16 protein-coding genes are annotated in these 22,557 nt (G+C 53.7%); 10 read left to right on the top strand and 6 right to left on the bottom strand.

Features of this window, described 5'->3' with window-relative positions; all coding sequences use genetic code 11:
• The first annotated feature begins 141 nt into the window (after window positions 1–141).
• From LC059_RS04005 to LC059_RS03970, 8 genes are all read left to right on the top strand, one after another.
• The gene (locus LC059_RS04005) at window positions 142–918 is read left to right on the top strand and encodes a VC0807 family protein (RefSeq protein WP_226702527.1); all 777 of its coding nucleotides are present in this window, start codon (window positions 142–144) and stop codon (window positions 916–918) included.
• An 80-nt stretch (window positions 919–998) separates the two neighbouring features.
• Complete coding sequence (locus LC059_RS04000) at window positions 999–1,298, top strand: YciI family protein (RefSeq protein ID WP_226702526.1); 300 nt, start codon at window positions 999–1,001, stop codon at window positions 1,296–1,298.
• A 73-nt stretch (window positions 1,299–1,371) separates the two neighbouring features.
• Window positions 1,372–2,055, top strand: a complete 684-nt coding sequence (locus tag LC059_RS03995; protein WP_226702525.1) for a TIGR04211 family SH3 domain-containing protein — start codon at window positions 1,372–1,374, stop codon at window positions 2,053–2,055.
• A gap of 156 nt (window positions 2,056–2,211) precedes the next feature.
• On the top strand, window positions 2,212–2,784 hold the full coding sequence (locus tag LC059_RS03990) for a peptidylprolyl isomerase (protein WP_226703181.1): 573 nt from the start codon (window positions 2,212–2,214) through the stop codon (window positions 2,782–2,784).
• The gene (locus tag LC059_RS03985; RefSeq protein WP_226702524.1) at window positions 2,781–3,536 is read left to right on the top strand and encodes a pyridoxine 5'-phosphate synthase; all 756 of its coding nucleotides are present in this window, start codon (window positions 2,781–2,783) and stop codon (window positions 3,534–3,536) included. The genes LC059_RS03990 and LC059_RS03985 overlap by 4 nt, the downstream gene beginning before the upstream one ends.
• Window positions 3,537–4,442: a Rossmann-like and DUF2520 domain-containing protein gene (locus tag LC059_RS03980; RefSeq protein WP_226702523.1), complete on the top strand. Its 906-nt coding sequence runs from the start codon at window positions 3,537–3,539 to the stop codon at window positions 4,440–4,442. It begins immediately after the preceding gene.
• Between the two features lie 8 nt (window positions 4,443–4,450).
• A complete protein-coding gene (locus tag LC059_RS03975; protein WP_226702522.1) occupies window positions 4,451–5,221 on the top strand; it encodes a TrmH family RNA methyltransferase in 771 nt (256 codons plus the stop codon).
• 296 nt (window positions 5,222–5,517) lie between these two features.
• Complete coding sequence (locus LC059_RS03970; protein WP_226702521.1) at window positions 5,518–6,624, top strand: OmpA family protein; 1,107 nt, start codon at window positions 5,518–5,520, stop codon at window positions 6,622–6,624.
• 687 nt (window positions 6,625–7,311) lie between these two features.
• Here the strand turns inward: LC059_RS03970 and LC059_RS03965 are convergent.
• The 4 genes from LC059_RS03965 to LC059_RS03950 all read right to left on the bottom strand — a co-directional run bounded on the left by LC059_RS03965 (window position 7,312) and on the right by LC059_RS03950 (window position 11,754).
• Window positions 7,312–8,322 carry an ABC transporter ATP-binding protein gene (locus LC059_RS03965; protein WP_226702520.1) on the bottom strand — a complete coding sequence of 337 codons (1,011 nt, stop codon included), beginning with the start codon at window positions 8,320–8,322 and terminating at the stop codon, window positions 7,312–7,314.
• An 8-nt stretch (window positions 8,323–8,330) separates the two neighbouring features.
• Window positions 8,331–9,857, bottom strand: a complete 1,527-nt coding sequence (locus tag LC059_RS03960) for an ABC transporter permease (RefSeq protein ID WP_226702519.1) — start codon at window positions 9,855–9,857, stop codon at window positions 8,331–8,333.
• Window positions 9,854–10,837, bottom strand: coding sequence for an extracellular solute-binding protein (locus tag LC059_RS03955; protein ID WP_226702518.1), 984 nt, complete (start codon window positions 10,835–10,837; stop codon window positions 9,854–9,856). The genes LC059_RS03960 and LC059_RS03955 overlap by 4 nt, the downstream gene beginning before the upstream one ends.
• Window positions 10,838–10,935: 98 nt before the next feature.
• Window positions 10,936–11,754 carry a hypothetical protein gene (locus LC059_RS03950; protein ID WP_226702517.1) on the bottom strand — a complete coding sequence of 273 codons (819 nt, stop codon included), beginning with the start codon at window positions 11,752–11,754 and terminating at the stop codon, window positions 10,936–10,938.
• A gap of 325 nt (window positions 11,755–12,079) precedes the next feature.
• Here LC059_RS03950 and LC059_RS03945 point away from each other — a divergent pair, with 325 nt between their 5' ends.
• Together LC059_RS03945 and LC059_RS03940 are read left to right on the top strand one after the other, a co-directional pair.
• Window positions 12,080–13,612 carry an adenylate/guanylate cyclase domain-containing protein gene (locus LC059_RS03945; RefSeq protein ID WP_226702516.1) on the top strand — a complete coding sequence of 511 codons (1,533 nt, stop codon included), beginning with the start codon at window positions 12,080–12,082 and terminating at the stop codon, window positions 13,610–13,612.
• Between the two features lie 115 nt (window positions 13,613–13,727).
• Window positions 13,728–14,726, top strand: a complete 999-nt coding sequence (locus LC059_RS03940; protein ID WP_226702515.1) for a hypothetical protein — start codon at window positions 13,728–13,730, stop codon at window positions 14,724–14,726.
• Window positions 14,727–15,435: 709 nt separating this feature from the next.
• On the opposite strand, the gene LC059_RS03935 is transcribed toward LC059_RS03940, so the two are convergent.
• Together LC059_RS03935 and LC059_RS03930 are read right to left on the bottom strand one after the other, a co-directional pair.
• On the bottom strand, window positions 15,436–16,605 hold the full coding sequence (locus LC059_RS03935; protein ID WP_226702514.1) for an acyltransferase family protein: 1,170 nt from the start codon (window positions 16,603–16,605) through the stop codon (window positions 15,436–15,438).
• Entirely contained in the window at window positions 16,602–20,759 is a 4,158-nt protein-coding gene (locus LC059_RS03930; protein ID WP_226702513.1) for a non-ribosomal peptide synthetase, read from the bottom strand. The genes LC059_RS03935 and LC059_RS03930 overlap by 4 nt, the downstream gene beginning before the upstream one ends.
• Window positions 20,760–22,557 lie beyond the last annotated feature (1,798 nt).

Raw genomic sequence — 22,557 nt, 5'->3', positions numbered from 1 at the left:
TTAGCACCTGGTTGCCAGCCGAAGACTCAGGACGCACCAGACCGGCTCACCGGTTTAAGGGATAAGGCCCCGCACAGGGGATCCATTTTCGCCACTGACAGCTGTACCGTCAGCCAGCGGGCATTATCACCGGAACAGACCATGACCGATAGCAATCAATCGAATACGAGCCAGCTCGTCGACACCTCGAAGGAGCAGGCACCGGAAACGCGCCAGGAGAGCACTGCAGGAAAAGCGCCAAAGAAAGAGAGCTTTCTCGGCAACCTGCTTCTTAACATCGTTATCCCCACCCTGATCCTGACCAAGCTCTCCGGAGATGACTGGCTGGGCACCAAGTGGGCGATTGTTGTAGCTCTGGCATTTCCGCTCGGTTACGGCCTGCGCGACCTGCTGGGCTCGGGCAAGGTCAACTTCTTTTCGGCACTGGGCATTGTCAGCATCCTGCTGACAGGGAGCATCAGCCTGCTGGAGCTTGATGCGGAGTATATGGCGATCAAAGAGGCTGCCATCCCGGGGCTACTGGGTATCGCCACTATGATCTCCCTCTATACCCGCTGGCCCCTGGTCAAGACGCTGATCTATAACGACCGCATACTCGATACCGCCAAGATTGCCCAGGCACTGAGCCACAAGGGTAATACCGCGGCATTTGATCGCACCCTGCTGCATACCTCCTGGATGATCGCCGGGTCATTTTTTCTTTCTTCCGCGCTCAATTACATTCTGGCGAAAATCATGCTGGTGAGCCCGCCGGGAACTGAGGCCTTCAACGCCGAGCTGGGTAAAATGACCGCGATGAGCTACCCCGTCATTTTTGTCCCAGCCACGATCATCCTGATGTTCGCGCTGTTCTTCCTGTTTCGCCGCATCGGCAAACTGACCGGACTGAAGCTCGAAGAGATCGTGGTTCAGCAGTGAATGGCGGGCCACCTGAATGGCCCGAAGCAAATGCACAAAACCAATTTATAAAAACGGAACTCAGGAAGCAGAATTTATTTATGTGGTACGCCATCATCAGTCAGGACGTGGAAAACAGCCTGCCGTTACGCAAGTCCGCTCGCCCTCAGCATATCGCTCGCCTGAACGCACTCAAGGATCAGGGGCGACTGCTGATCGCCGGGCCGCACCCGGCCATCGATAGCGAAGATCCAGGCGAGGCCGGCTTTACCGGCAGCCTTGTGGTAGCTGAGTTCCCGTCACTGGACGATGCCAAAGCCTGGGCAGACACTGATCCTTATATGGAAGCGGGCGTCTACGCAGCGGTCACCGTCAAACCGTACAAGCTGGTGCTGCCCTGATTTGCGGATCAGCAATAGTCAGCCTGTTTTAATGCCGTTACAACGCACGAAGAATTCCGATTTATTCCAGACCATGAAAAAGCTATTCAATTCCCTCGCCGCCTCCCTGATCGCTCTCGCCGCAAGCCACAGTCAGGCCATTAGCTCTGACCGTTACATTACTGACGAGCTGCACGTTCCAATGCGCTCGGGCCAGGGTAATGAGTTCCGCATCCTGCACCGCGGCCTCCCCAGCGGCACCAAACTCACCCTTTTGCAGGACTCCCCGGACACCGGCTGGGCCCAGGTCCGCACTCCCGGAGGCGAAGAGGGCTGGATACGCCGCCAGTATCTCGAGTCGGAACCGGTCGCCAAATTGAAACTGGCGCAGGCGGAGGCCCGCCTGGAACACATCGAAAGCCTGCAGGGCAACCTGGGCGGCGAGGTGCGTCGTCTGGAAGAAAACAACAGCAAACTGACCACTGCGCTGCAAGCGGAGCAGGAACGCGCCAGTGCACTGGCAAAAGAACTGAAAGAATTGAAGTCCCTCTCCGCCGACGCGGTAGCACTGAACCAGCGCCACCAAAAGCTGCTCAACCAGCACGAGCTACTGAAACAGAAGCAGGCCATGGACCAGGCAGAAATTCAGCGCCTGTCCGGCAGTGAAACACAGAAATGGTATATGTACGGTGCAATCTCTGTACTGATGGGCGCGATTCTCGCGATGGTGGCGCCCCACTTCCGCCCGCGCAAGCGCAACTCTGAATGGGCAAACTGACAGTCGACATTCCCACAACACTGAGCAGCGGTTAGAATTTCAAAACCGGCTCACAAGGCCCGGTCATTGACCGGGCCTTTTTGTTTGCGAAGAAATATAACCAGAGAGATCCGTATGAAGCGCTCCACGACACTCCACACCCTGATTACCGCCTTCATGTTGTGCTTTTCAAGCCTCACCCTGGCAATCACCGATAATCCCCGGGTAGAACTGGAGACCGACCTCGGTACTATCGAGCTCGTGCTTTACGCAGACAAGGCACCGGAAACCGTGAAAAACTTTCTCGCTTACGTCGACAGCGGATTTTACAACGGCACCATATTTCACCGAGTGATCCCCGGATTTATGGCCCAGGGCGGTGGCTTCACCTTCGACTTCCAGGAAAAGCCCACCAATGATCCCGTAGTCAACGAGTCCAGCAACGGCCTCTCCAATGAACGGGGCACCATTGCCATGGCACGCACCAGTGATCCAGACAGCGCTACCGCCCAGTTCTTTATCAATCTGGTGGATAACAGCCGCCTGGACGGCAGTGCCAGCAAACCCGGCTACACGGTATTCGGTAAAGTACTGCTTGGGATGAGTGTGGTGCAGCAGATTGCCGCAGAGCCCCGCGGCCAGCACACAGCCTTCCGCGATGCACCCAACACGCCGGTGCGTATACTGAAAGCGAAACGAAAAGGCGGCGACAACAGCAGCAATTCAGAAACCGGAGGCAATAGTCAGTGATTGCACTTAGCGTCAATCTCAACAAGATCGCACTGATCCGCAACTCCCGCGAAGGCAATTTCCCGGATGTGGTGGCACATGCGCGCACCTGCCTGGACGCCGGAGCCGACGGCATCACCGTCCATCCGCGCCCGGACCAGCGACACATCCGCCCCCACGACGTCCGCGATCTGTCATCCCTGTGTGCAGCGCGCCAAATCGAATTCAACGTGGAAGGCAACCCCTTTGCGGGCCCGATGGGCACCTATCCGGGCCTGCTGCCGCTGGTTCTGGAGACCAGCCCCCAACAGTGCACCCTGGTTCCCGACAGTAACGACCAACTGACCTCCGATCACGGGTTTGACCTGAACAAGGACGGCATCCGCCTGGAGCCGATCATCCAGCAGTTACGTGACGCGGGTATCCGCGTAAGCCTGTTTATGGATCCGGACAAAACGCAGATTGGCCTCGCTAAAGAGGTCGGGGCCGACCGCATCGAACTGTATACGGGCCCTTACGCTGAAGCCGTCGCACAGCAGAGCAAAGACCTGGATGCCATTTTCGCCGCCCATTGCGCAGCCGCAGAGCACGCGCTGCACCTGGGCCTTGGTGTTAACGCGGGGCACGACCTCAACCTGATCAACCTGCCCCGATACCGCACACTGCCGGGACTGCAGGAAGTCTCCATTGGTCACGCGCTGACCGTCGATGCCATCAATATGGGCCTCGCGAATGCTGTGGCCGCTTACGTCAACTGCCTGGCGGGCCAGTAATTGCACACACTGAACATCATCGGTGCGGGCCGCCTCGGGCGCACGCTTGCGCGCTTGTGGTCTGAACGCCAGATTTTCAGCATTGGCAGTGTCTGCAACCGGAGCCTGGCCAGTGCCCGGCAAGCGACCCATTTTATCGGCGCCGGCACCACCGCCGCCGATATTGAGTCCATGCCGCCTGCCGACTTCTGGTTGATCGCCGTAGCCGATGACCATATCGAGGCCGTCGCCAAAGAGCTCGCGCCACAACTCAGGAGCACTAACAGCGGGCAGACGCCCGTGGTGTTTCACTGCAGTGGCGCACTGCCCGCCAGCGCCCTTTGCGCCTGCGCCAACGCACAACTTGCCAGCGCTCACCCCGTACACAGCTTCGCCAACCCCGAGCAATCCGTGGGCGACCTGCCCGGCTCTTTCGTTGCTCTCGAAGGTGACAGCACCGCACGTCAGCAACTTGAAGCTGCGTTCAGCGGAATTGGATGTCACTGTATAACCCTGAGCGCTGAACAGAAGGTGCTCTATCACACCGGCTCGGTGATGGCCTGCAACTACCTGACAGTATTGATGGACCTCAGCCTGCGGACTTTTGCCGCGGCCGGAGTTGACGAAAATACGGCGCGGCAATTATTGGAACCGATCGTTTTGCAAACGGCAAAAAACAATTTTGCCCTCGGCCCGGAAAAAGCGCTCACCGGGCCACTGGTTCGCGGTGATATACAGACGGTAACCCGACAGCTCGATGCACTGTCGCAACTGGCAAATACTACAGGGCAAACTGAGCTGGCCGGGCTCGCGGAAATTTACCGCACACTGGGCAGCGCCGCGTTACCCCTTGCGAAAAAAGCCGGACTGGGCGCAGCCCCCGCGCAACAACTCCAAACCCTTTTTGGTCCAAACCCTTTGCGGTAAATAGTATTGTGAACGACTCTCCTGAATACCTGAAAAAACGGGCCTTTTTTGACAGCCTGCTGACTATTTACGGGCGCAAACCCGTGCTCGAAGCACTGGAAGACAGCAGCCTGCCTGTACACAAGCTGCACCTGGCGGACAGCAACCGTAAGGACCAGCTGATCGCCCGGATCGAACAACTGGCCGCAGAGCGAAATATCGAAATTGCGCACTGGGATAGAAAAGGACTGTCCCGGATTTCGAAAAATGCCAAACAGGATCAGGGCGTGGCACTGGACCTGGCGCTGCCCCGCTACGGTACCGCCGAAGCGTTTCTGGAAGAGCAGCGCGGAACGCATTTCGAACTGCTCGCGCTCGATGGCATTACCAACCCACAGAACCTGGGCATGATCATTCGCTCTGCCTGTGCTGGTGGTATCGACGGTATCATCCTGCCTCGCAAAGGATGTGCACAGATCGACCCACTGGTGATCAAGGCCAGTGTCGGCACCCTGTTTAAAACCCGCATACTGCGCTGTGACCGGCTGGCGCCCGTGCTGGAAACATTCGCCGGCATTGGTGCCCGTGTCTGCGCACTCTCCTCCCACGCCAATGACACCCTGCGAACGATCGATGACGCCAAGCCGAATGTTTTCGTACTGGGCAATGAAACCCATGGCGTTGGCGCGGCCGTTGAGGAAGCCTGTACGCACCGGCTGCGGATTCCCATGCAAAACGGCGTTGAGAGCCTCAACGTAGCAATCACTGCCGCGCTAATCAGCTTTCGCCACCAGTACTGAGTAGCCTCATCCCAATCAAACACCCCATTCATTCCCGCTAATCAGGCGCCAGGAACGGTCTTCTCCAGGCGCGCCACGGTCATAAAAAACAGTCTCCCGCCAAAAATTGTCATTCTCCACGTCACCCACTGGAAAAGTCGCCAGGGTCAACTAATAAGTAACGGGGACAAACCGGATTCCGCATTCCGGTCATAAATTGAGCGTGCGGCGCAACACCATCTAACGCTTAACACCGCGCGCACCAAACTCGCATTCTGACTTACCGGATAATCAACATAACGCCAAGGAAGACCACTATGTGCTCGACAGACGTGCCTAAAAAAAATAACTCGGGGAAAAAAATCGCGGGGCTCGCACTCATTGCCGCCATGATCGCCAGCACGCAGGCCCTGGCCCAGGAAGAGAAATACATCGATATCATGCCCTTCCTCACGCGAGTCGACGAGGAGCGCAACACAGAGCGCCAGTCCTTAGGTTTGCGCGCCGCTTACGGATGGCATACCGACGGCAACTGGTATACGGAAGTACAGTTGTTTGGCACCCAACTTGATGAGGATGACTTCGACTTCCTCGTTCCCGAGCCACTTGATGAAAACGGACTTTACCCCAGTGGGGACACCGACCTTGCCGGGCTGGGAATGGATGTGGTGTATCACTTCAATGGCCGAAGTGGTTATTCACCCTACCTGCTCGGAGGCGTTGGCGTTTCCAACAACAGCACCAAATTCGATTACGGATATCAGGAAACCAACGCCTTTGTAAACTTAGGCGCGGGCATCACCAGTGGCGCCATCAGCCGCAGCGGCCTGAAAATACGTGCCGAAGTGCGGTACATGAGAGACTTCTTTGCCACCGACATGAACGACTGGCAATTTGGCTTCGGTCTGAGCATTCCACTCAGTTGCCCGCCGGTCGCAACCGCGGTCGCAGCGCCACCGCCTCCCGAGCCCAAACCTGAAATCATCAACCTCGATAGCGATGGCGATGGCGTGCTCGACAGAAACGATCGCTGCCCGAATACGCTCCCCGGCGCAGAAGTGGATCAATATGGCTGCGTAGTGGCCGACCAGACCATCACTCTGGAAAATATCCAGTTTGAGTTCAACTCGGCCAAATTAACACCAAGAGCGGAAGCTTCACTGAACAAGGTGGTCCGCTCCCTGCGCGACCAGCCCAACACCCAGGTCGAGGTGGCAGGACACACAGACAGTCAGGGCAATGACAGCTACAACCTGCGCCTCTCCGGCCTGCGTGCGGAATCCGTTCGCCGGTATCTGGTTCAGAATGGCGTCTATGCCTCTCGCATCACCGCTCGTGGCTATGGCGAAACCCAACCGGTCGCAAGCAATGCCACCGAAGCCGGCCGCGCGCAAAACCGCCGGGTGGAGCTGACTTTCCGCTAATCCGGCATGACAATTTCCCATTAGTGGTGGCTCGACAACCAGGCCGCGCAGACCACTTTCAGCGGGAAAACAGACCCGAGTAGCACAAAAGCCGGCACCTGCCGGCTTTTTTTATTCACAATCCACAGAATCTGTGGATATGTCTGTTAACAACAGTCGGGAAAACCCCGCCAGCCCGCATTATTCCGTTGTAACCACTTTGTGAAGAAAATTTAACCAAATAAATTTTTTCTTATATATCAATAGGTTACAAATACTTCCAAATCCGTATTGACAAAACACAGATGTAACTGAATGAGTGATCTCGTCCACCCCACGCTGTGGAAAGCTTTTTTAAATAGCCCCAAGGAGCTATAGAAAATCGCGCCAGAATGCGTAAAAACCGCCAAAAGTTAGTTTGTGATCGATTAATGGACGCCGTTTGCTCACGATTCTATCGGCCTGCCCCACATTGGCTCCTCAATTGTCAGGGCCGCGAAAAAGTGGCCAGACAGTCACAGCATGTGCCGATTGGACAAACCTGAACTCACCCACGGCTGACCGATTATTCCGTTTCACAGCGGAACTGATGGCGGAACCAGGTAATTGGGGATGTGTAGGCAGGTATAACGAAGCCAGGGATAACGAAGGCAGGGGGGAGACGGCAACATCAAAAGATGTGCAGGTACCGAGACCCGCACAGGCACATCAGGATCGGGCAAATGCCGCCAGAGGGTGCGTGGTAATAATGGCGAGCTGCACTCGATTGCCAGGCTCAGCATGTACTTCGTGGCTGGTCCGCACGCGCACCTGAGCGCCACTGCCAACCGTCACTGCATAAAGTCGCGAGCAACCTTCATAGCGAACCCAGTCAACAACACCGTTACCGTTTGCGGAGGGCACGAGGGAAAGATCGTCCGGTCGCATCAGCAAGTCCACCTCACCGGTGACCCCATCGATAGGAATGCCGGGCGCCATTCCCAGCTCCGTGTCTACCTGTGACTGCAGCAGCTGCCCCGGAAGAAAACTTGCCTCGCCAAGAAACCGCGCCACAAAACGGCTGGCCGGCTCAGAAAAACAGGTTTCCGGTGTATCCAGCTGCTCCAGCTCCCCCCCATTCAAAATACCCACACGATCACCAATGGAGAGTGCCTCTTCCTGATCATGGGTCACCCAAATCGCGGGTATCCCCGCGGCCTTCAGGGCTTCGCGGATCTCCCAGCGAAGGCTGTCCTTGAGGGCGGCGTCGAGATTAGACAGGGGTTCATCGAGCAGGACAAAGGCGGGCTCATGCGCAAGCGTACGCGCCAAAGCCACCCGCTGCTTCTGCCCGCCAGACAGGCTCGCCGGTTTCGCGTGGCGGAAATTTTCCAGGCCCAGCAGCTTCAGCCAGTGGTCCGCAAGCGCGGTGTCATTGAGCCGAAAACAGACATTTTGCTCCACCGTCAGGTGCGGGAATAGCGCAAAGTCCTGAAACACCATTCCCACGTTGCGCTTCTCCGGCGGCACTGACTTTTTTGGCGTGGAGCGCCATGGCCCCAACTGGATCTCCCCCTCGGAAATCGGGATCAATCCCGCCAGCGCCTGCAGAATAGTGGTCTTTCCACAGCCCGTCGGCCCCACAAGCATGAGGACTTCATCGTCCCCAAGGGCAAGGTTCAGGTTCTTCACCACACGGGTTGAACCGTAGTCGACGGACAGATTGCTCACTTTCAGCATGACTGCGCTTATTTCCCAGTAACATCAAATTCGGCGCGGCGCTCACCAGATAGCATCAACGCGAGACCCAGCGCTGACATCAATACCAGCAGCAGGCCGGGAATGGCCGCGCGGCCAAAATAACCCGCCTCATACACCCGCCACAAGTAGGTGGCCAGAGTTTCAAAGCCGGTCGGGCCGAGCATCAAGGTCGCCGGCAGCTCCCGCATAGCCTCAAGGAAAACCAGCGCGGCCCCAGCCACCATGCCGCGAATGGTCAGCGGCAGCGTGATTCGCTGAAATGCCTCCCGCGGGCTGGCGCCAAGCAATCTCGCCGCCTTGACCAGACTCGGGTCCAGCCCTTCCGCAGTGGAACGCACCGACCCCACCGCCAGCGGCAAGAACCGCAACACATAGGCCAGCACCAACAGGCCAAGGGTCTGATACAGAAACGGCAATTGCAGCCCGACGTATACCAGCGCGGTCCCCATCACGATCCCGGGGACACCGAAACCGAAGTAAGTCAGCCGCTCCATAAAGCGCCCGGCACGGCCGGCGATCGCCGCATGGGCCACAGGGATCGCCAGGATCACAGCCACCAGAGCGGCGAGGAAAGACGCATGGGCAGAGTTCCACGCGTAAGAAAAATCGAAACCACCGGTGCCTTCGCGCATCAGCCAGACACCAAATACCACTAGCGGCAACACGATAGAGAGAAGAATCACTGGCGCAAATACCAGCACCATCAGCCACTTCTGTCCCCGCGACGGCCAGAGTGTAAGGTGGCGACCGGGGCGCTCTTTACTGCCACGCACTCGGGATTCCAGAAACAAAACCAACCCGACAATCACCAGCAACTGCAGAGACAACATTGCCGCCTGGCTGAGGCCAAAGGCGTTGTACTCAACGAAAATCACCCGGGTGAAGGTATCCAGGCGCATGATGGCCGGCGTCCCAAAGTCCGACAGGGTATAGAGCGCAACCAACAGCGCACCCGCGGCAATTCCGGTCGCCACGCGGGGTAGCACCACCCGCCACAAACTGACGCCAACGGTCATGCCCAATGTGCGCGCAGCGTTTACCAGACTGGCATCGAGGCTCAGCAGCGAAGCACGGGTTGTAAGCATTACAAAGGGATATGAGTAGAGAGTCATAACCAGTGTTGCACCGGCAAGTCCTTTGACCGAGGGCATCGGCAGTCCCAGCAATTGCTGAATTTCGCCACCGCGACCAAACGCCGCATAAAGGGTAAACGCACCGATGTAACTGGGAATCGCCAGCGGCGCAGCCAACACGATCAGCCAAAGCTTCCGCCAGGGGACCTGCACATACGCCGTGATCAACGCCAGCGGTACGCCGATCACCACAGACCCGAGCACGGTGAAAAACATCAGTAAAAGGGTATTGGTGAGAACCTTGAGATTGTGCGCATCAAACAGCTCTGCGCTGTCAGAAGCCAACCCCATCAGCACGCCGACCGGCACAAGAGCCAGCACAGCAATCACCAGTGCCAGCGGATAAGACGCCGGCCATCGCAATCCGTATCGCGGGTTCATAGAACCCCGACACGGCGCATCAGATTCAGGGTGGGACGTAGATCTGCCAGCTGCGTCAGGTCAACCTTGGGCGGAGATATGGTATCGAGCGCCGGCAGCCCCTGTGGTGGCTTGACGCCATTGGCCAGCGGGATTTCATAGGCTTCGCTGGCAAGGTAAGCCTGCACTTCTTTGGTCAGCAGGTAACGGATAAAATTGATCGGCAGATCACCGTCGGACAATGCCAGGATTCCGGAGGCATTAACCAGGCAGCCTGCATCATTTTTGGTGAAGGCGAGGTCCACTTTTGCATTTGGCTTGCCATTTTTCAGACGCAAGGTGTAGTAGTGGTTGGCAAATCCCAGGTCCACTTCGCCGCGCTCTACGGCCATCACAACACCCAGTTCCCCGGCATAATTGGTAGCCTGCCGGCTGACACCCCGCAGCCATGCTTCCGTCGCCTTCTCGCCCTCCAACAAACGCATCGCCGTAATGAAAGACTGGAAAGACGCGTAGGCCGGAGCCCAGCCGATGGACAGGTCGCTGTCGGCAAGTGCCATAACGCTTTCCGGAATCTGCTCCGGCGTCAGGCGATCGGTATTGTATGGCAGGGTACGGATACGCCCGGTAACCGGCGCCCATTGGGGGTACTGAAAACCCGGTTTGAGCTGGCTGGTAAGATCCGCAGGCAACGGACGCGCCAGCCCAGCATCACTCACCAGGCCAATTGCCCCGGAGTCCACCGCCCAGAACACATCTGCGCGACGCACGCCAGCCTTGGCCTCGGCCACAATACTATTGGCCAGCGCCGCCGTAGCACCGCGGCGGATTTTCAGATTCAGTTTGGGATTGCGCTTGCGGATGGCCTCAAGGACATTTTCGTAGAGCCCGCCCTCCCCTCTTCCAAGGTAGAGCGTGATATCCCCTTCCAGCTTCGGCAACTGGTCCACTGAGACGGCACCACCGTCCGCCGCAAGGCTGCGCTGGATGAATATAGGCATGCAGCTGATAGCACCAACTGCAGCCAGGTTGTGTAAAAAAGCTCTGCGCTGCACGTATTGTCCTTACTGAGGCATTTCAGGGCCGGGTTGCCAAATTACTAGAACACGTCTTTGCGTTTTTTCTCCGCTTCCAAAAGAAGCGACTTGGCTCGATCCAGTTTGGCCTGCATGGCCTCAACCACCTTGCGCACATCATCAACACTGGCTTTTCCGTCCAGCGCCTGCGGCAGGGTCACGTTGAAATCTTTTTCCAGGTCTTCCACCAGTGCCGCGTCCTGCTCGATCAGCGCACCCTCTACCCCTTCAAAGCGGTTCAGATAAGTGTCGTGTACGATGGTGGTAGCAGCTTCCGGCAATTGCTCGGCGTATTTTGCCACAACACGGTCCAGACGGTGTTTGATGTCGTCCAGAGTCTCCGGCATGGTGGTGGGCTCAGATTCGGTGGTCTGGATCTTTGCCAGCAGGCCCTTTTCCTGGAACTGGGAAGCAAGTTTCACTGCACCGAGCGCCTGCCAGAAGGCACTGTTCAGTTTTTCCTGCTCGGCACGCACTTCGTCCACTGGCTTGCCAGCTTCGATGGCCTGCTTGATGCCATAAATACCCTGCCAGATGTTGGCATAAACGGGGACGTAGTTGGTTTCTATAGCGGAGTGAAAGTCCACTTCTTCCCAGAAATCCACCAGCTGCTGAGTTTCAACCGCTTTTTGCCCCTGGGCCTCATAGGTATCGACCACCCCGTCGTACTTGCCAATCAACCAGGTCACTTCCTCGGAGTACTGCCCCAGGTGCCCTTTCAGATCGTTGACGTGGTCACCAATGGCTCCATTGGCGGATACCTGGCCAGCAGCTACCAGAGCAAACAGGCCAAATACCAGGCCCAAACCGCGATTCTTCCGTAAACGTTTTAGAGATTGCATAAACACTCCTGATGTTCAATTCACGAAATGATACTCATTATCAAAAACAAGATAAAGCACTAAACTTCGCGTCTGCTGCCTTGCGCAGAAATAACCAGTCACTTTTATTGGGAAATTGTACTGCGACTAATGGTGGAATCGAGAATCTGTTCGGATTCCTCGTCGCGGCAGAATGCTACCAGCCCCCGGCAGGTATTTCACCTAGTTACGTCACCGTTTTAACGGCCTCAACTGGTCATAAAATCACCCAAAACTGCTATAGTTCGCCCCTGCATTGCCCGAGCACCACTGGCATATAACAAAGAGTTAAAGAAGAGCGCATCCGTTGATAACCAAGTCAAAAGTCATATCGCGGCAAATCGGCCGCGGCCTGAGTGGTTTCCTGAGCCGGTTGCGCCCCAAGCATGTGCCTATTGCCTTCAAATTGGCCGTGGTCATGACGCTCCTGTTGGTGCTGGGTATGACGAGCCTCGGCTTGCTGATCAGTGAGAACCAGAACCGTCTGATGCGGACCCAGCTACACGACTTCGGTACCACTATGGCGCTACAGCTGGCAAAGCAGGCCAGCGAGCCAATCCTGTCGGAGAACAACCTGAACCTGCGCATGCTCACTGCCAATCTGGGGCAGGAGGAGCGTATTCTCGGGTCGGCTATTTACTCCCACGATGGCGTATTGCTCACGGCAAGCGGTGCCCAGCCGAGCCTGACTGTAAAACTGCTGGATTCCGCAAACAGCACCGGTGTCACTTCCCGCGCCTGGTTTCAAGAAACAGTTAATGGCTCACAAGAGCGCTTGATCAGCTTCATCGCCCCCGCCGATTTCCAGGGCGTCCGCGCCGGATCCGTGGTGGTGACACTGTCCGCATCGCTGATGGATCAGGCCGCCACCGAGGCTCGCAACGCGATCATCTACGCGACCCTCGCCATGACACTACTGGCATCCCTATTGGCTTACTGGCTTAGCCGCCGGCTTTCTCAGCCGATTCACCATTTGATGGAGGCTACCGAGGCTATCGGCCGCGGTAATCTCGCAACCCGGATAGACCAGCAGCGCAACGATGAGATCGGTTTCCTGTTCGAAGGCTTCAACAATATGGCCGCGGGCCTGCTGAAAAAATCCCAGGTAGAGCAGGTTTTTTCCCGCTATGTGTCGAAAAATGTTGCCGACAAAGTACTCGCCAACCTGGACGAGGTGCGGCTGGTGGACCGGCCAATCGAGGGGACCGTGCTTTTCGCGGACATTACAGGCTTTACCGCCATGTCGGAAAAGTTACAGCCCAGTCAGGTTTCCGAACTGTTGAACGAGTATTTTTCGTACATTTCTCGCGCTTGTACGCTGTATAGCGGGGTGGTCGACAAGTTTATCGGCGACTGTGCAATGTTGGTATTTGGCGTGACGGAAGATGACAGCGACCATATGTTTAACGCTGTCAGCTGCGCTATATTAATTCAGCAGCTGGCCCAACAACTGAACGAACAACGACGCGCTGACGGTCGCCCCGAAGTGCATTTTCGTATCGGCATCAACAGTGGCGCCATGCTGGCCGGAAATCTGGGCTCGGATGAAAGAATGGAATACACTGTCGTCGGCGATGCCGTCAACCTTGCCTCTCGCCTGTGCAGCGAGGCTGAACCCGGTCAAACCGTAATTCGAAAACAAATGGCGACCATGTTACAGCCACGCATTATCACGCAGTCCGAGCAGCTCCTGCCCATTCGCGGCAAGTCCACTCCAGTCCAGATCTATTCTGTGCAGAATATCCACCGTGACTTCCAAGCACAGCTGCAGGCAAACCTGAAAGAAGTGCTAACCCCCCTGCCCCACCAACAGTACAGGCAGGCTGTCGATCATGCATGATCGCCGGTTAGCGTCATTTTGTTTTTGTACCTTATTCCTACTACTGCCGCTTCTACCGAGCTGCAGTCTGGTCTCGCCCCGCCCTGAGGGACTGGAAGGCTTTTCAACAGAATCCTTGTATCAGATACGTGAAGACTCCGCCGAGCTCGAGCAGCTACATAAGCTGAATACGACTACGCCGGCAGTGCAACAACGCATACGGCGTTTGCATGACAATCTGCAACAATTCGAACGCAGCGCCATCCGCAGCGCTGAGCGCCTGGAGCACCGTGGAGACTGGCTAGGTGCGGAGCAGCTATTAGAGGGTGCGGTACGAATACTCCCGAACAGCCAGCGGCTCAACATCGCACAGCAGCAACTGTCGGAGCGACGCCAGGTACACGCAGAGCGTGTACGGATGGAACTGGCAATACACCAGGGCGAACAACTGCTGAAAGACGCAGAGGCCTACCAGCGCCTACAACAGCTTCAGGGCCCGGGAGTATTGAGCTGGCTGGAGCTGAAAAACTTTAATCGCAAGCGCCGAGCATCTGCGCAATCACTTACTGAGTATGCGCAGCTCGCGATTCAGCGCAGAAATCGGAAAGACTATGTGCTCGCGCACCGGGCGTTGACCGTCGCGCAAGGCCTGTATGGCGACGACCTGCGGAAACCGGAAAATGGAGAACTGAGAGACGCTATTGCCCGGGATCTCGCCCTGACCAACCGTAAGCTTCGCCCTGCAGCGAAACCACAGCCTGCCAAACCGACCGCACAAAAGTCTGAAATGATGCCCGTTACTGACTTGCAGCAGGCACTGCGATCCGGCGATCTATTCAGTGCGCGGAAGCTACTGAACCAAATCCAGCAACAAGCGCCACAGCACCCGCAACTGAAGCCACTGCAGTCTCAATTTGAAACACAGGTAAAAACCCGCATTGATTACGCCATCAGACGGGGGAATGCGCTGTACAGTCAGGGCGAAATCAACCAGGCCCTAAGTGTCTGGCGGGAAGCCCGTATACTGGCCCCAGACAACGTCGAACTACAGGCTAATATCGCGCGGGCGGAAAAGTTGTTGGAAAACCTGAAGGTGTTGTCGAGGCCTATTGGTATTGAGCCGCCCCCCCCCTAAACGCTATCTCAACCCGTAAATAGTCGTGGAGGCTTATTTTTCGCACGTAAAGTGCAGCGATATTAGTGGAACCCACACCTAAACTGATCGAACACGATTACATGCCCCGCTAAGCAATTCAGCGAGCGCCAAGCCCAGGATAAAGTACAATACCTGTCCACAATTTTCTGAGTCTTCTCGGCACGCCTTAATTTCGACTTGCGGGAGGCAGCGTTATGCAGCGACCATTACAAAAATCCGGCAATTCGCCTCCCCTGCACGATGTCAACCGCAAACTAAAATTACTGCGCCTTTGAGTCACTAACCGCTCCTTACCCCTCGAAAGAGATAAGGTGTTATCAGCCATTTCTTCACAGATAGAAGCCTTCTATTCAGTCGCCATGACTCTAAAACTTCGATGATGCATCTGACCTAGAACATAAAACTCAAACTAGACAAGAAGTGGACTCCCTCCTTTACATCCACGGCAGCGATCGAGCAAAAACCTAGTGCAAAAAAGTAATTAAAAGCAGTAAACATTATTGCGGCCAAGACTATATCGAGAATTCGTTGATAGTTTGATGAGAAGCCAAACCCTATTCGCCTGACAAACTCGGATTTCAGGCAAACAACATAAGGGGCGAAAACCAATGAAAAACCAGCCAATCCAGTTGAAGCCAAGCATCAGAAACCTCAAGAACTCGATCCCAACATTGACCGACCTAAAAGTTTAGGAGCCTCGCCCACTGCCAGAACTTCCACCATTGACAAACATGAACAACGAAGGTGACAACCAACGTAAACCCTGCGCCATAATCACTGACACCGCCAAACACAGAGCCGGCAGCGCAAAGAAAAACACTAACATACCAAATTCACTATCGTAGCCAGGCACTTCACGAACTATTTCCCTGATAAACTCCAACGCTGGATAGTGAAATGCGAAGATGAAAAAACTAAATGGCGAGAGATAACGCAATATACGCAAAGCTATATTATCTCGTAGAGTCAGTGAGTTCATCAGTAAAATAAACGCAAGCAGACCTACTGCCCGCAACAAACAAAGATACTTATAAGACGCCAGCAAGCTATGCGCATCCTGAAACATACGACCCACCAATAGAGAGACGAATGCCACACCGATAATCCACCGAAAGGGGCTTAGAATACGTACCACCCAGTCAAAATCGAAGCGCGTAGTAGCCGCAACGGCCCCAACGGAAAAGAAAAATAAAACGTTAGGCGAAAAAAAGGGGGAGAATTCACCGCGAAATCCCCACACCCCCCCCAACACGAGAAGAAAAACTAAAGGCAATCGCGAGGCTAACCAGCCGATCACAGGACACAAAGCAAAAGTCAGAACCAAATCGTGAATAAACCAAAATTGAATAGCATATGGTAAACGGCCAATACCGAGCGCCCCATCAAGGTAAAGTTTAGGGCCCATCTGATTAAAGCTGTAATCAAGCCACCCAAAATGTCCATTACGTGCCCCCCAAATGTAAGCAAGGTAGGCGAGAAAAAACCAGAAGCTCGACCAGGCAATCGAGGGTAAAAGCACGGTCGTTATACGCCGATGTAAAAGCTGAAAATAATTGACCACCTCGCGCCTGAAAAAAAGATAGCCTGAAATTACACTTAGGCAGGGCACCGCTGCCATAGCCATCCAATGAATTAAACTATTGAGATAATCGGCGATGTGCGCGGTACTGGGGTCTATAGCGTGGCGAGGGTAGAATTCACTGCCTGTTAACGTAAACACGTGGTGAAAGACTAACCCTATGATCATTACAATACGAGAAAGTACAATAAAATCACTTTCTTCACGACTGATATGTCGCCTGGTTTCCTGTACAGATTGTGCGTTCGCTCTATTTACAACTGAACCAAAAATACTCATTCGGAAGCACACTCCAGTTTAGCTGCATAAACGTTCTGACTCTGCGACATACTGCTGGCCACCCTCAAAGGAGATTCGCTTTTTTCTAACGTGAGGCGCCCCAAATGCTCCGCAATAGTACACGTAATCAAGTCGCGGTTTTTTGAATCCCACATCTGCATGTGAGATCCAGGGACAGTAACCAAAGAGATAGGCCCTCCGACGTACCGGCGCCAGCCCATTAGAGGGTCATCGACCTTCATCCCAATCCAGTCCACCTGCTCTTCAGCCTGAAATAAGAGCAAAGCAAGATCCTTTGTATTTTCTTGGGGACGGTAAATATCCATAGCTTTTCGCTGGATTTTTCCGATTTTCTTCATGTGAGCCTCAAATTGGTGCTTCGGAGAAAATTTACTCACATCTGTTGAGAGCCCAAGACGTTTAACCAACTTCTGCTTGAAGCGCGCACCGCGATCTCTTATGTACCCAAGCTTTCCTCGCACATCCCGCGAGAGAAATTCTCTCAAATGGGCTAAGAATCGCTCTGGACCAGGCAAGTAATATGGGTACCCTGGCGCAAACCCATCGAATGACACAAATAAAGGCACGGAATACCCTTTCTTTATCAGCCGGCGGGACAACTCGAAGGCTATAAGGGCACCAAAGCTAAACCCTCCCAAGACGATTGGCGAACCACCACACGTCTCAAGGATCTCTCTCTCGTATAGATCGGCCATTCGCTCAACTGTTGCAGGAAAGTCTTCGGCAGCGCCAGCCGCTAGAAGGTCAATTACATAAATTGGCTGCTGAGCCCCCAAAGCATCCGGGAAGGAGCGAAAAGTAAACGCCGTTCCGACAACTCCCGGCACCAATACTAGTGGCGCGCGGGACCCATTCCGATTAAATGCTTGGAGGTGTCGAGTTACCTCCTGCACTCCAGTCATCTTTTCGATGTATGGAGTGAGACCACGGATGGTGGGATTGGCAATCAAAGTTGCCAATGGAAAATCAATACTGAATCGATGTTTTATCCGAGAAATGAGCATCACGGCCAGAAGAGAATTCCCGCCAATGGAAAAAAAGTGATCTTTCACCCCAACCCAGTCTCTTTCGAGGAGGCTATTCCACATCCGAACGAGCTCTTCTTCTACTGCTCCCTCAGGTGGAACGAATTCATTCGAATCGTCTCTCAACTTAGGGTTCGGCAAAGCAGCTCGATCGAGCTTCCCGTTCGAGGTCGTCGGAAGGCTATCCAAGAATATTATTCGCGAAGGCACCATAAAGGATGGCAACTTTTCAACCAAAAGTGACTTAAGGGCTTCCTCCTCATGTTTCGGACCGTCTTCTGAAACCACATAAGCCACGAGAGACTTCTGCCCTGACGCGTCGGTATAGGCAGCACATACCGCAACACGGACCCCCTCCAAACGGGAAACTACCGTCTCAACCTCGCCCATTTCCACCCTAAACCCGCGAATTTTGACCTGAAAGTCTGATCGACCGAGGAACTCGAGGTTGCCATTCTCAAAGTAACGAGCCAGGTCCCCAGTTTTGTAAAGGCGCTCATTTTCCCCTGGCCGGAAAGGATCCGGTAAGAAACGCTCTGCGGTCAGTTGCTCCTGCCCGTGATAGCCAGACGCCAAACATACACCACCGATATACAAATCGCCGGATACCCCCACTGGAACCGGCTGCATCCTCCGGTCGAGAACGTAATAACGAGCATTTTGGATCGGCTTTCCGTAAGGGATGCTGACCCACCGATCCTGAACGTTCCCGACCGGGAACCAATTAGACCAGATGGCAGCCTCGGTGGCTCCACCAAGGCTCATTACTTGAGCTCTTGGAAAGGCATTTCTGATAATGCCGGGTAGGGAAAGCGGTATCCAATCTCCGCTCAACATACATAACCGCAGATCGCTCCCTCCCCGCTCTGAGATGAACTGGGCAAGGCGCTGAAGAGCGACCGGCGCCGAATCCCAAATCGTAATCTTCGCGTCGACGAGAAAATTGGCGAGCGACTTGGGGTCAGAGATAAGATCCTCCGTTGCTACGATGACGGTTCCGCCAGCTCCGAGGGTCCCGAATACGTCGTAAACGGATAGGTCAAAGCAAGGAGAGGTGACAAATAGAAGGCGGTCCGACGGGCACACCCCAAACTCACGATTTACCCACTCAAGGGTATTGATAACAGCTCGATGAGATAGGGTAACGCCCTTGGGGAAACCGGTACTACCCGATGTGAAAATGGTATAGCAATGTGAGTCAGGCGTAGTTCGTCTCGCGAGTCGCTGGGCTGGCGCAAGTTCCCACCTTCCTTTATCAGCGCCGTCAAGAACGACTCGTACGTAGTCAAGACGGTCTTCTAACTTTGCCTCGGTGATAACTAGGGCTGCATCAACGTCGCTGAGCATTAAAGCTAGGCGTTCAGCCGGATACGATGGGTCCAGAGGGACATACGCAGCACCCACTTTTAATATCGCGAGCATCGTGGTAACCAGATCCAGTCCACGACTAAGAAAAACCCCAACATACTGACCTGGCTCGATACCTCGTGAAACAAGAAGGTGAGCGAGCCGGTTGCTCCGATCTTCGAGCTCTCGATAGGTGAGGAACTTACCGCAAGCTTCTACCGCTGGAGCATCAGGCTGAATATCAACTTGAGACTCAAAGAGTTCGTAAACGCAAAGCTGATCAGAAAACGGGCGATCTGTATTATTCCAACCTTGTAAGATCTTATCTCGCTCCGCAGGTGGCAAAACGTCAATCTCGCCAAGCTTTCGACTCAAATCCACACACAGTTCTTTCAGAGTTTGCTCGCACGACTCCAATAAGCGTCTGACCGAAGTCTCACGCAGGCGCTTCCTGTCAAAAAGAGCCCGAAGCTCCAATTCCTTACCATCAATAATAGTTAGAATTAGAGGGAACGGCGGCTGTTCGTACAAACGCACAGACCTGTCTTTCCAACCGTCCCCTCCAATATCGACCAAAAGGTCCTCGAAACTTTTACTCTCGAACCTAAGAAGGGTTTCAAAGAGTGGGGCCTCTGCCTCGATGTCAGACACCTGAGACACAGCGGTCTGCGGAATAGTTTCGTATGGACTAGTTGCGAGAACCTGTTCAGACAACGACCGAATTAAATCGCTTACTCGCCTCTCATCGCCGACATCAACTCGAGTGGCGATGGTATTAATAAACAGCCCCACCATCTCTGAAGCATTTGGGCCAAAAATATTCCGTCCATTGTAAATGTTTCCAAAAACAACATCTTGATCCCCACTAAAGCGAGAAAGAATGAGGCTCCACATTGCCTGCACGACGACATCAACCGAAGTCGTCGTCTTCGCTGCTAGTGCACGGACGTCTGCGCATACATGCTCAGGACAGATCCGCGTAATCTCGCCGTAACCATCATTCTCAAGTGGCCTACCCGCGGGTTCGGCAAGAGGCACTTGCGTCGGCGAGTGCTTGCCCGCCAAGAGTCCCTTAAAGTAATCAACACCTATCTCACGATCTTGCTCTAAACAAAACTGAATAAAATCACGGTACGGGCGCGGCACGGGCCCAAGTTTCGGGCTACGCTCATCTCGATAAGCCTCGATCAACTCGAACAATTCGCAAGTGAACCGAGCACTTGATAGACGGTCCATTAAGATGTGATGAAAGGTCCAAACGAGAGTCATTTTACCCATATCGTCGCTGACTATCGTGGCACGCATCAGAGGTGGTACAGCGAGGTCAAAACCTCGCACCCTATCACGAGCAAGGAACTTCTCCAACTCAATGGTACGAAAAGAGGGGGCTAAGGCCGAAATAGAAACAACTTCAACTAAAACTCGCAAGTTGGAGTGGAAAGTTTGAGATGGCCTTTCTCTGACCGGGCCTAACGTTCGCTCTTCAACGTCAAAATGGAAACTCGCAGAAAGAGCATTGTGGCGATTGAGCAAAACAGTAAAAGCGTTTGCCAAGCACTCTCGCTCGACAGGTTCGAGGAGCTCTAAAACGAGCTGCTCGATATTGGAACCATCCCAGGACTGTTCCGATATGAGGGCATGAAAAAGCATCCCTTCCTGCAAAGGTGATAAAGGGAATGCGGGGGATGAAACACCTAGCTCGTGACTTTTCTCGCCATTTGCCAAGTCATCATTCACTCTCTGAAATTGCAATCCATGCATAAAGTGATTCGTCCATTTCGCTTTGTAGCCGTCTTCAACTCATCTAGCGCCCATTACAATACGGCACGTAGTTAGTAGATATCGATCAAAAAACTTAATCCCGGCAACAATAAAAATTCTTGAACTCTTTACAAGAGGTCTTACTAAAAACCCTTAAACAAACTCGCGACCTAAGTTAAACACCTAACACCGGATAATAACGATTTACAAGATGACGTGGACATCTTTATCCAAGTGAGTCCTCAGGATACCTATTCCAAGATCAAAATTCCCGTAAAACTCTAGCTCGACAACATCCAAAATTGCATTATCACACTATGATTGGTATTGACCTACGATGCGCAAAAAGGAAGGCGATTTTCTAAGGTCGCGAAAATTTAATCTGCCAAATCAATGAACGCTCAGAACAGAGGCTTCCATTGCCTCTTACCTTGGCCTTATACCGAGCCTTTACTAGAGGAAGACAATCAACTGTGTAGCATCGCCCACTAGCCCCAATCTATGAAGCAAACGCAAACAACACTGGACGCCCTACTCCTGCAAATCCGTCGTTCGCACAAAAGTGGAGCTCACCAACGAAGCCTCCTGCAGACGCATCCCAGCACGTCATAAGGCATTGTTTTTACTTAAGAAAAACAACAAATATGTGCCAGCTTTGGAAATCATCATTTCAACCAAACCGAACAATTGGCGCACTTAGCGTTAATCATGTTTAAAAGTGTGACCCATGTCAAGAAAAGCACCCCTCTTCATTAAACGTCCGACAGGAGAGCTTTGAATATAATTTCATCCACTGCGGGAAAAGAGTTCAATACTCCAGCAAATGGGATACCGTAAAGTGCACAAATGAAGAATTATCCGCCAAAATGTAACTGGGGCGACAAAGGAAGGCTCCTCCCAATTGGCCGACGCCAACAGATAGCTGCATACCTCGTCACTGAGCCGGGAGGCATGTGTCACATGACTGGTGATTTGGCCGATAAATTTTCGATTAAACGGTTAGCCCGGCGCTCCCAGCGTGTCTTCACAAAATCCGCAGCCTTATCTGCAGGCAGCGTCAAAACTTATTCGTAACGGTAACCGTCAACTACTACGCCTTCGAATTTTATTGGGAGGTACTCGAAAAATGATAGTCGCGTTGCACAGCTTATCGATAATGACTGCATCCGCTTCGCGTAGCGTATCGGAGAATACCTGTATCAAGTGGTCGTTTGAATTTGCGGCCCGCTCAAAAGACATAGAAATCAGTGCCGACACCAACATTATAGAGATGGCAAAAACAGTTCTTGCCTCACTGACACCAGAGTCTTTACGCTTGTAGCAGATGCAGATGCAGATGCAGATGGTAAGGCTAAAAAAACAGCGCGTTAATCGTGAAAGCAAGCAAATTTTTTTCCAAGCTTAGTAAAGCCTAAAAAATAAGATTGCTCAAAGCCCCCTAAATAAGCCTCTACACGCAGCTCAATGTCACGCAGTTTCTGAATACACAAGATAACGGGATATGCGCTGACCGACTTCAGCACCTTACTCTGGAATGCGTGCAAGGATAAACAATTCAAATGGCGCGGGCTTATAGAAAGGGGGGGGATCGGGCCTCTCGCTGGAGAAACGTTCAAAGGCCGTTTGCATCAGTTACAGAACATACGAGAACACCGCCGGGCCGGACAGAAGTCGCAACGTTTGTCACTAAACACAAACGAGCAACCATCGCTTCAGTTCTCGCAAAGCCCGCAAAGAAAGTTAACTTCCAGCCGGCCATATTTGAGTATTAATTTAAATACCACCTGCACGTGATTTG

The organism is Microbulbifer elongatus (assembly GCF_020524885.1).
GTDB lineage: Bacteria > Pseudomonadota > Gammaproteobacteria > Pseudomonadales > Cellvibrionaceae > Microbulbifer > Microbulbifer elongatus_A.
This window is presented reverse-complemented; position numbering and strand designations above follow the sequence as displayed.

What these genes read in the sequence shown, in the direction of transcription:
- LC059_RS04005 (WP_226702527.1), top strand. Translation starts at nt 142, where the DNA reads ATGACCGATAGCAATCAATCGAATACGAGCCAGCTCGTCGACACCTCG.
- LC059_RS04000 (WP_226702526.1), top strand. Translation starts at nt 999, where the DNA reads ATGTGGTACGCCATCATCAGTCAGGACGTGGAAAACAGCCTGCCGTTA.
- LC059_RS03995 (WP_226702525.1), top strand. Translation starts at nt 1,372, where the DNA reads ATGAAAAAGCTATTCAATTCCCTCGCCGCCTCCCTGATCGCTCTCGCC.
- LC059_RS03990 (WP_226703181.1), top strand. Translation starts at nt 2,212, where the DNA reads ATGTTGTGCTTTTCAAGCCTCACCCTGGCAATCACCGATAATCCCCGG.
- LC059_RS03970 (WP_226702521.1), top strand. Translation starts at nt 5,518, where the DNA reads ATGTGCTCGACAGACGTGCCTAAAAAAAATAACTCGGGGAAAAAAATC.
- LC059_RS03965 (WP_226702520.1), bottom strand. Translation starts at nt 8,322, where the DNA reads ATGCTGAAAGTGAGCAATCTGTCCGTCGACTACGGTTCAACCCGTGTG.
- LC059_RS03960 (WP_226702519.1), bottom strand. Translation starts at nt 9,857, where the DNA reads ATGAACCCGCGATACGGATTGCGATGGCCGGCGTCTTATCCGCTGGCA.
- LC059_RS03955 (WP_226702518.1), bottom strand. Translation starts at nt 10,837, where the DNA reads ATGCCTATATTCATCCAGCGCAGCCTTGCGGCGGACGGTGGTGCCGTC.
- LC059_RS03950 (WP_226702517.1), bottom strand. Translation starts at nt 11,754, where the DNA reads ATGCAATCTCTAAAACGTTTACGGAAGAATCGCGGTTTGGGCCTGGTA.
- LC059_RS03935 (WP_226702514.1), bottom strand. Translation starts at nt 16,605, where the DNA reads ATGAGTATTTTTGGTTCAGTTGTAAATAGAGCGAACGCACAATCTGTA.
- LC059_RS03930 (WP_226702513.1), bottom strand. Translation starts at nt 20,759, where the DNA reads ATGCATGGATTGCAATTTCAGAGAGTGAATGATGACTTGGCAAATGGC.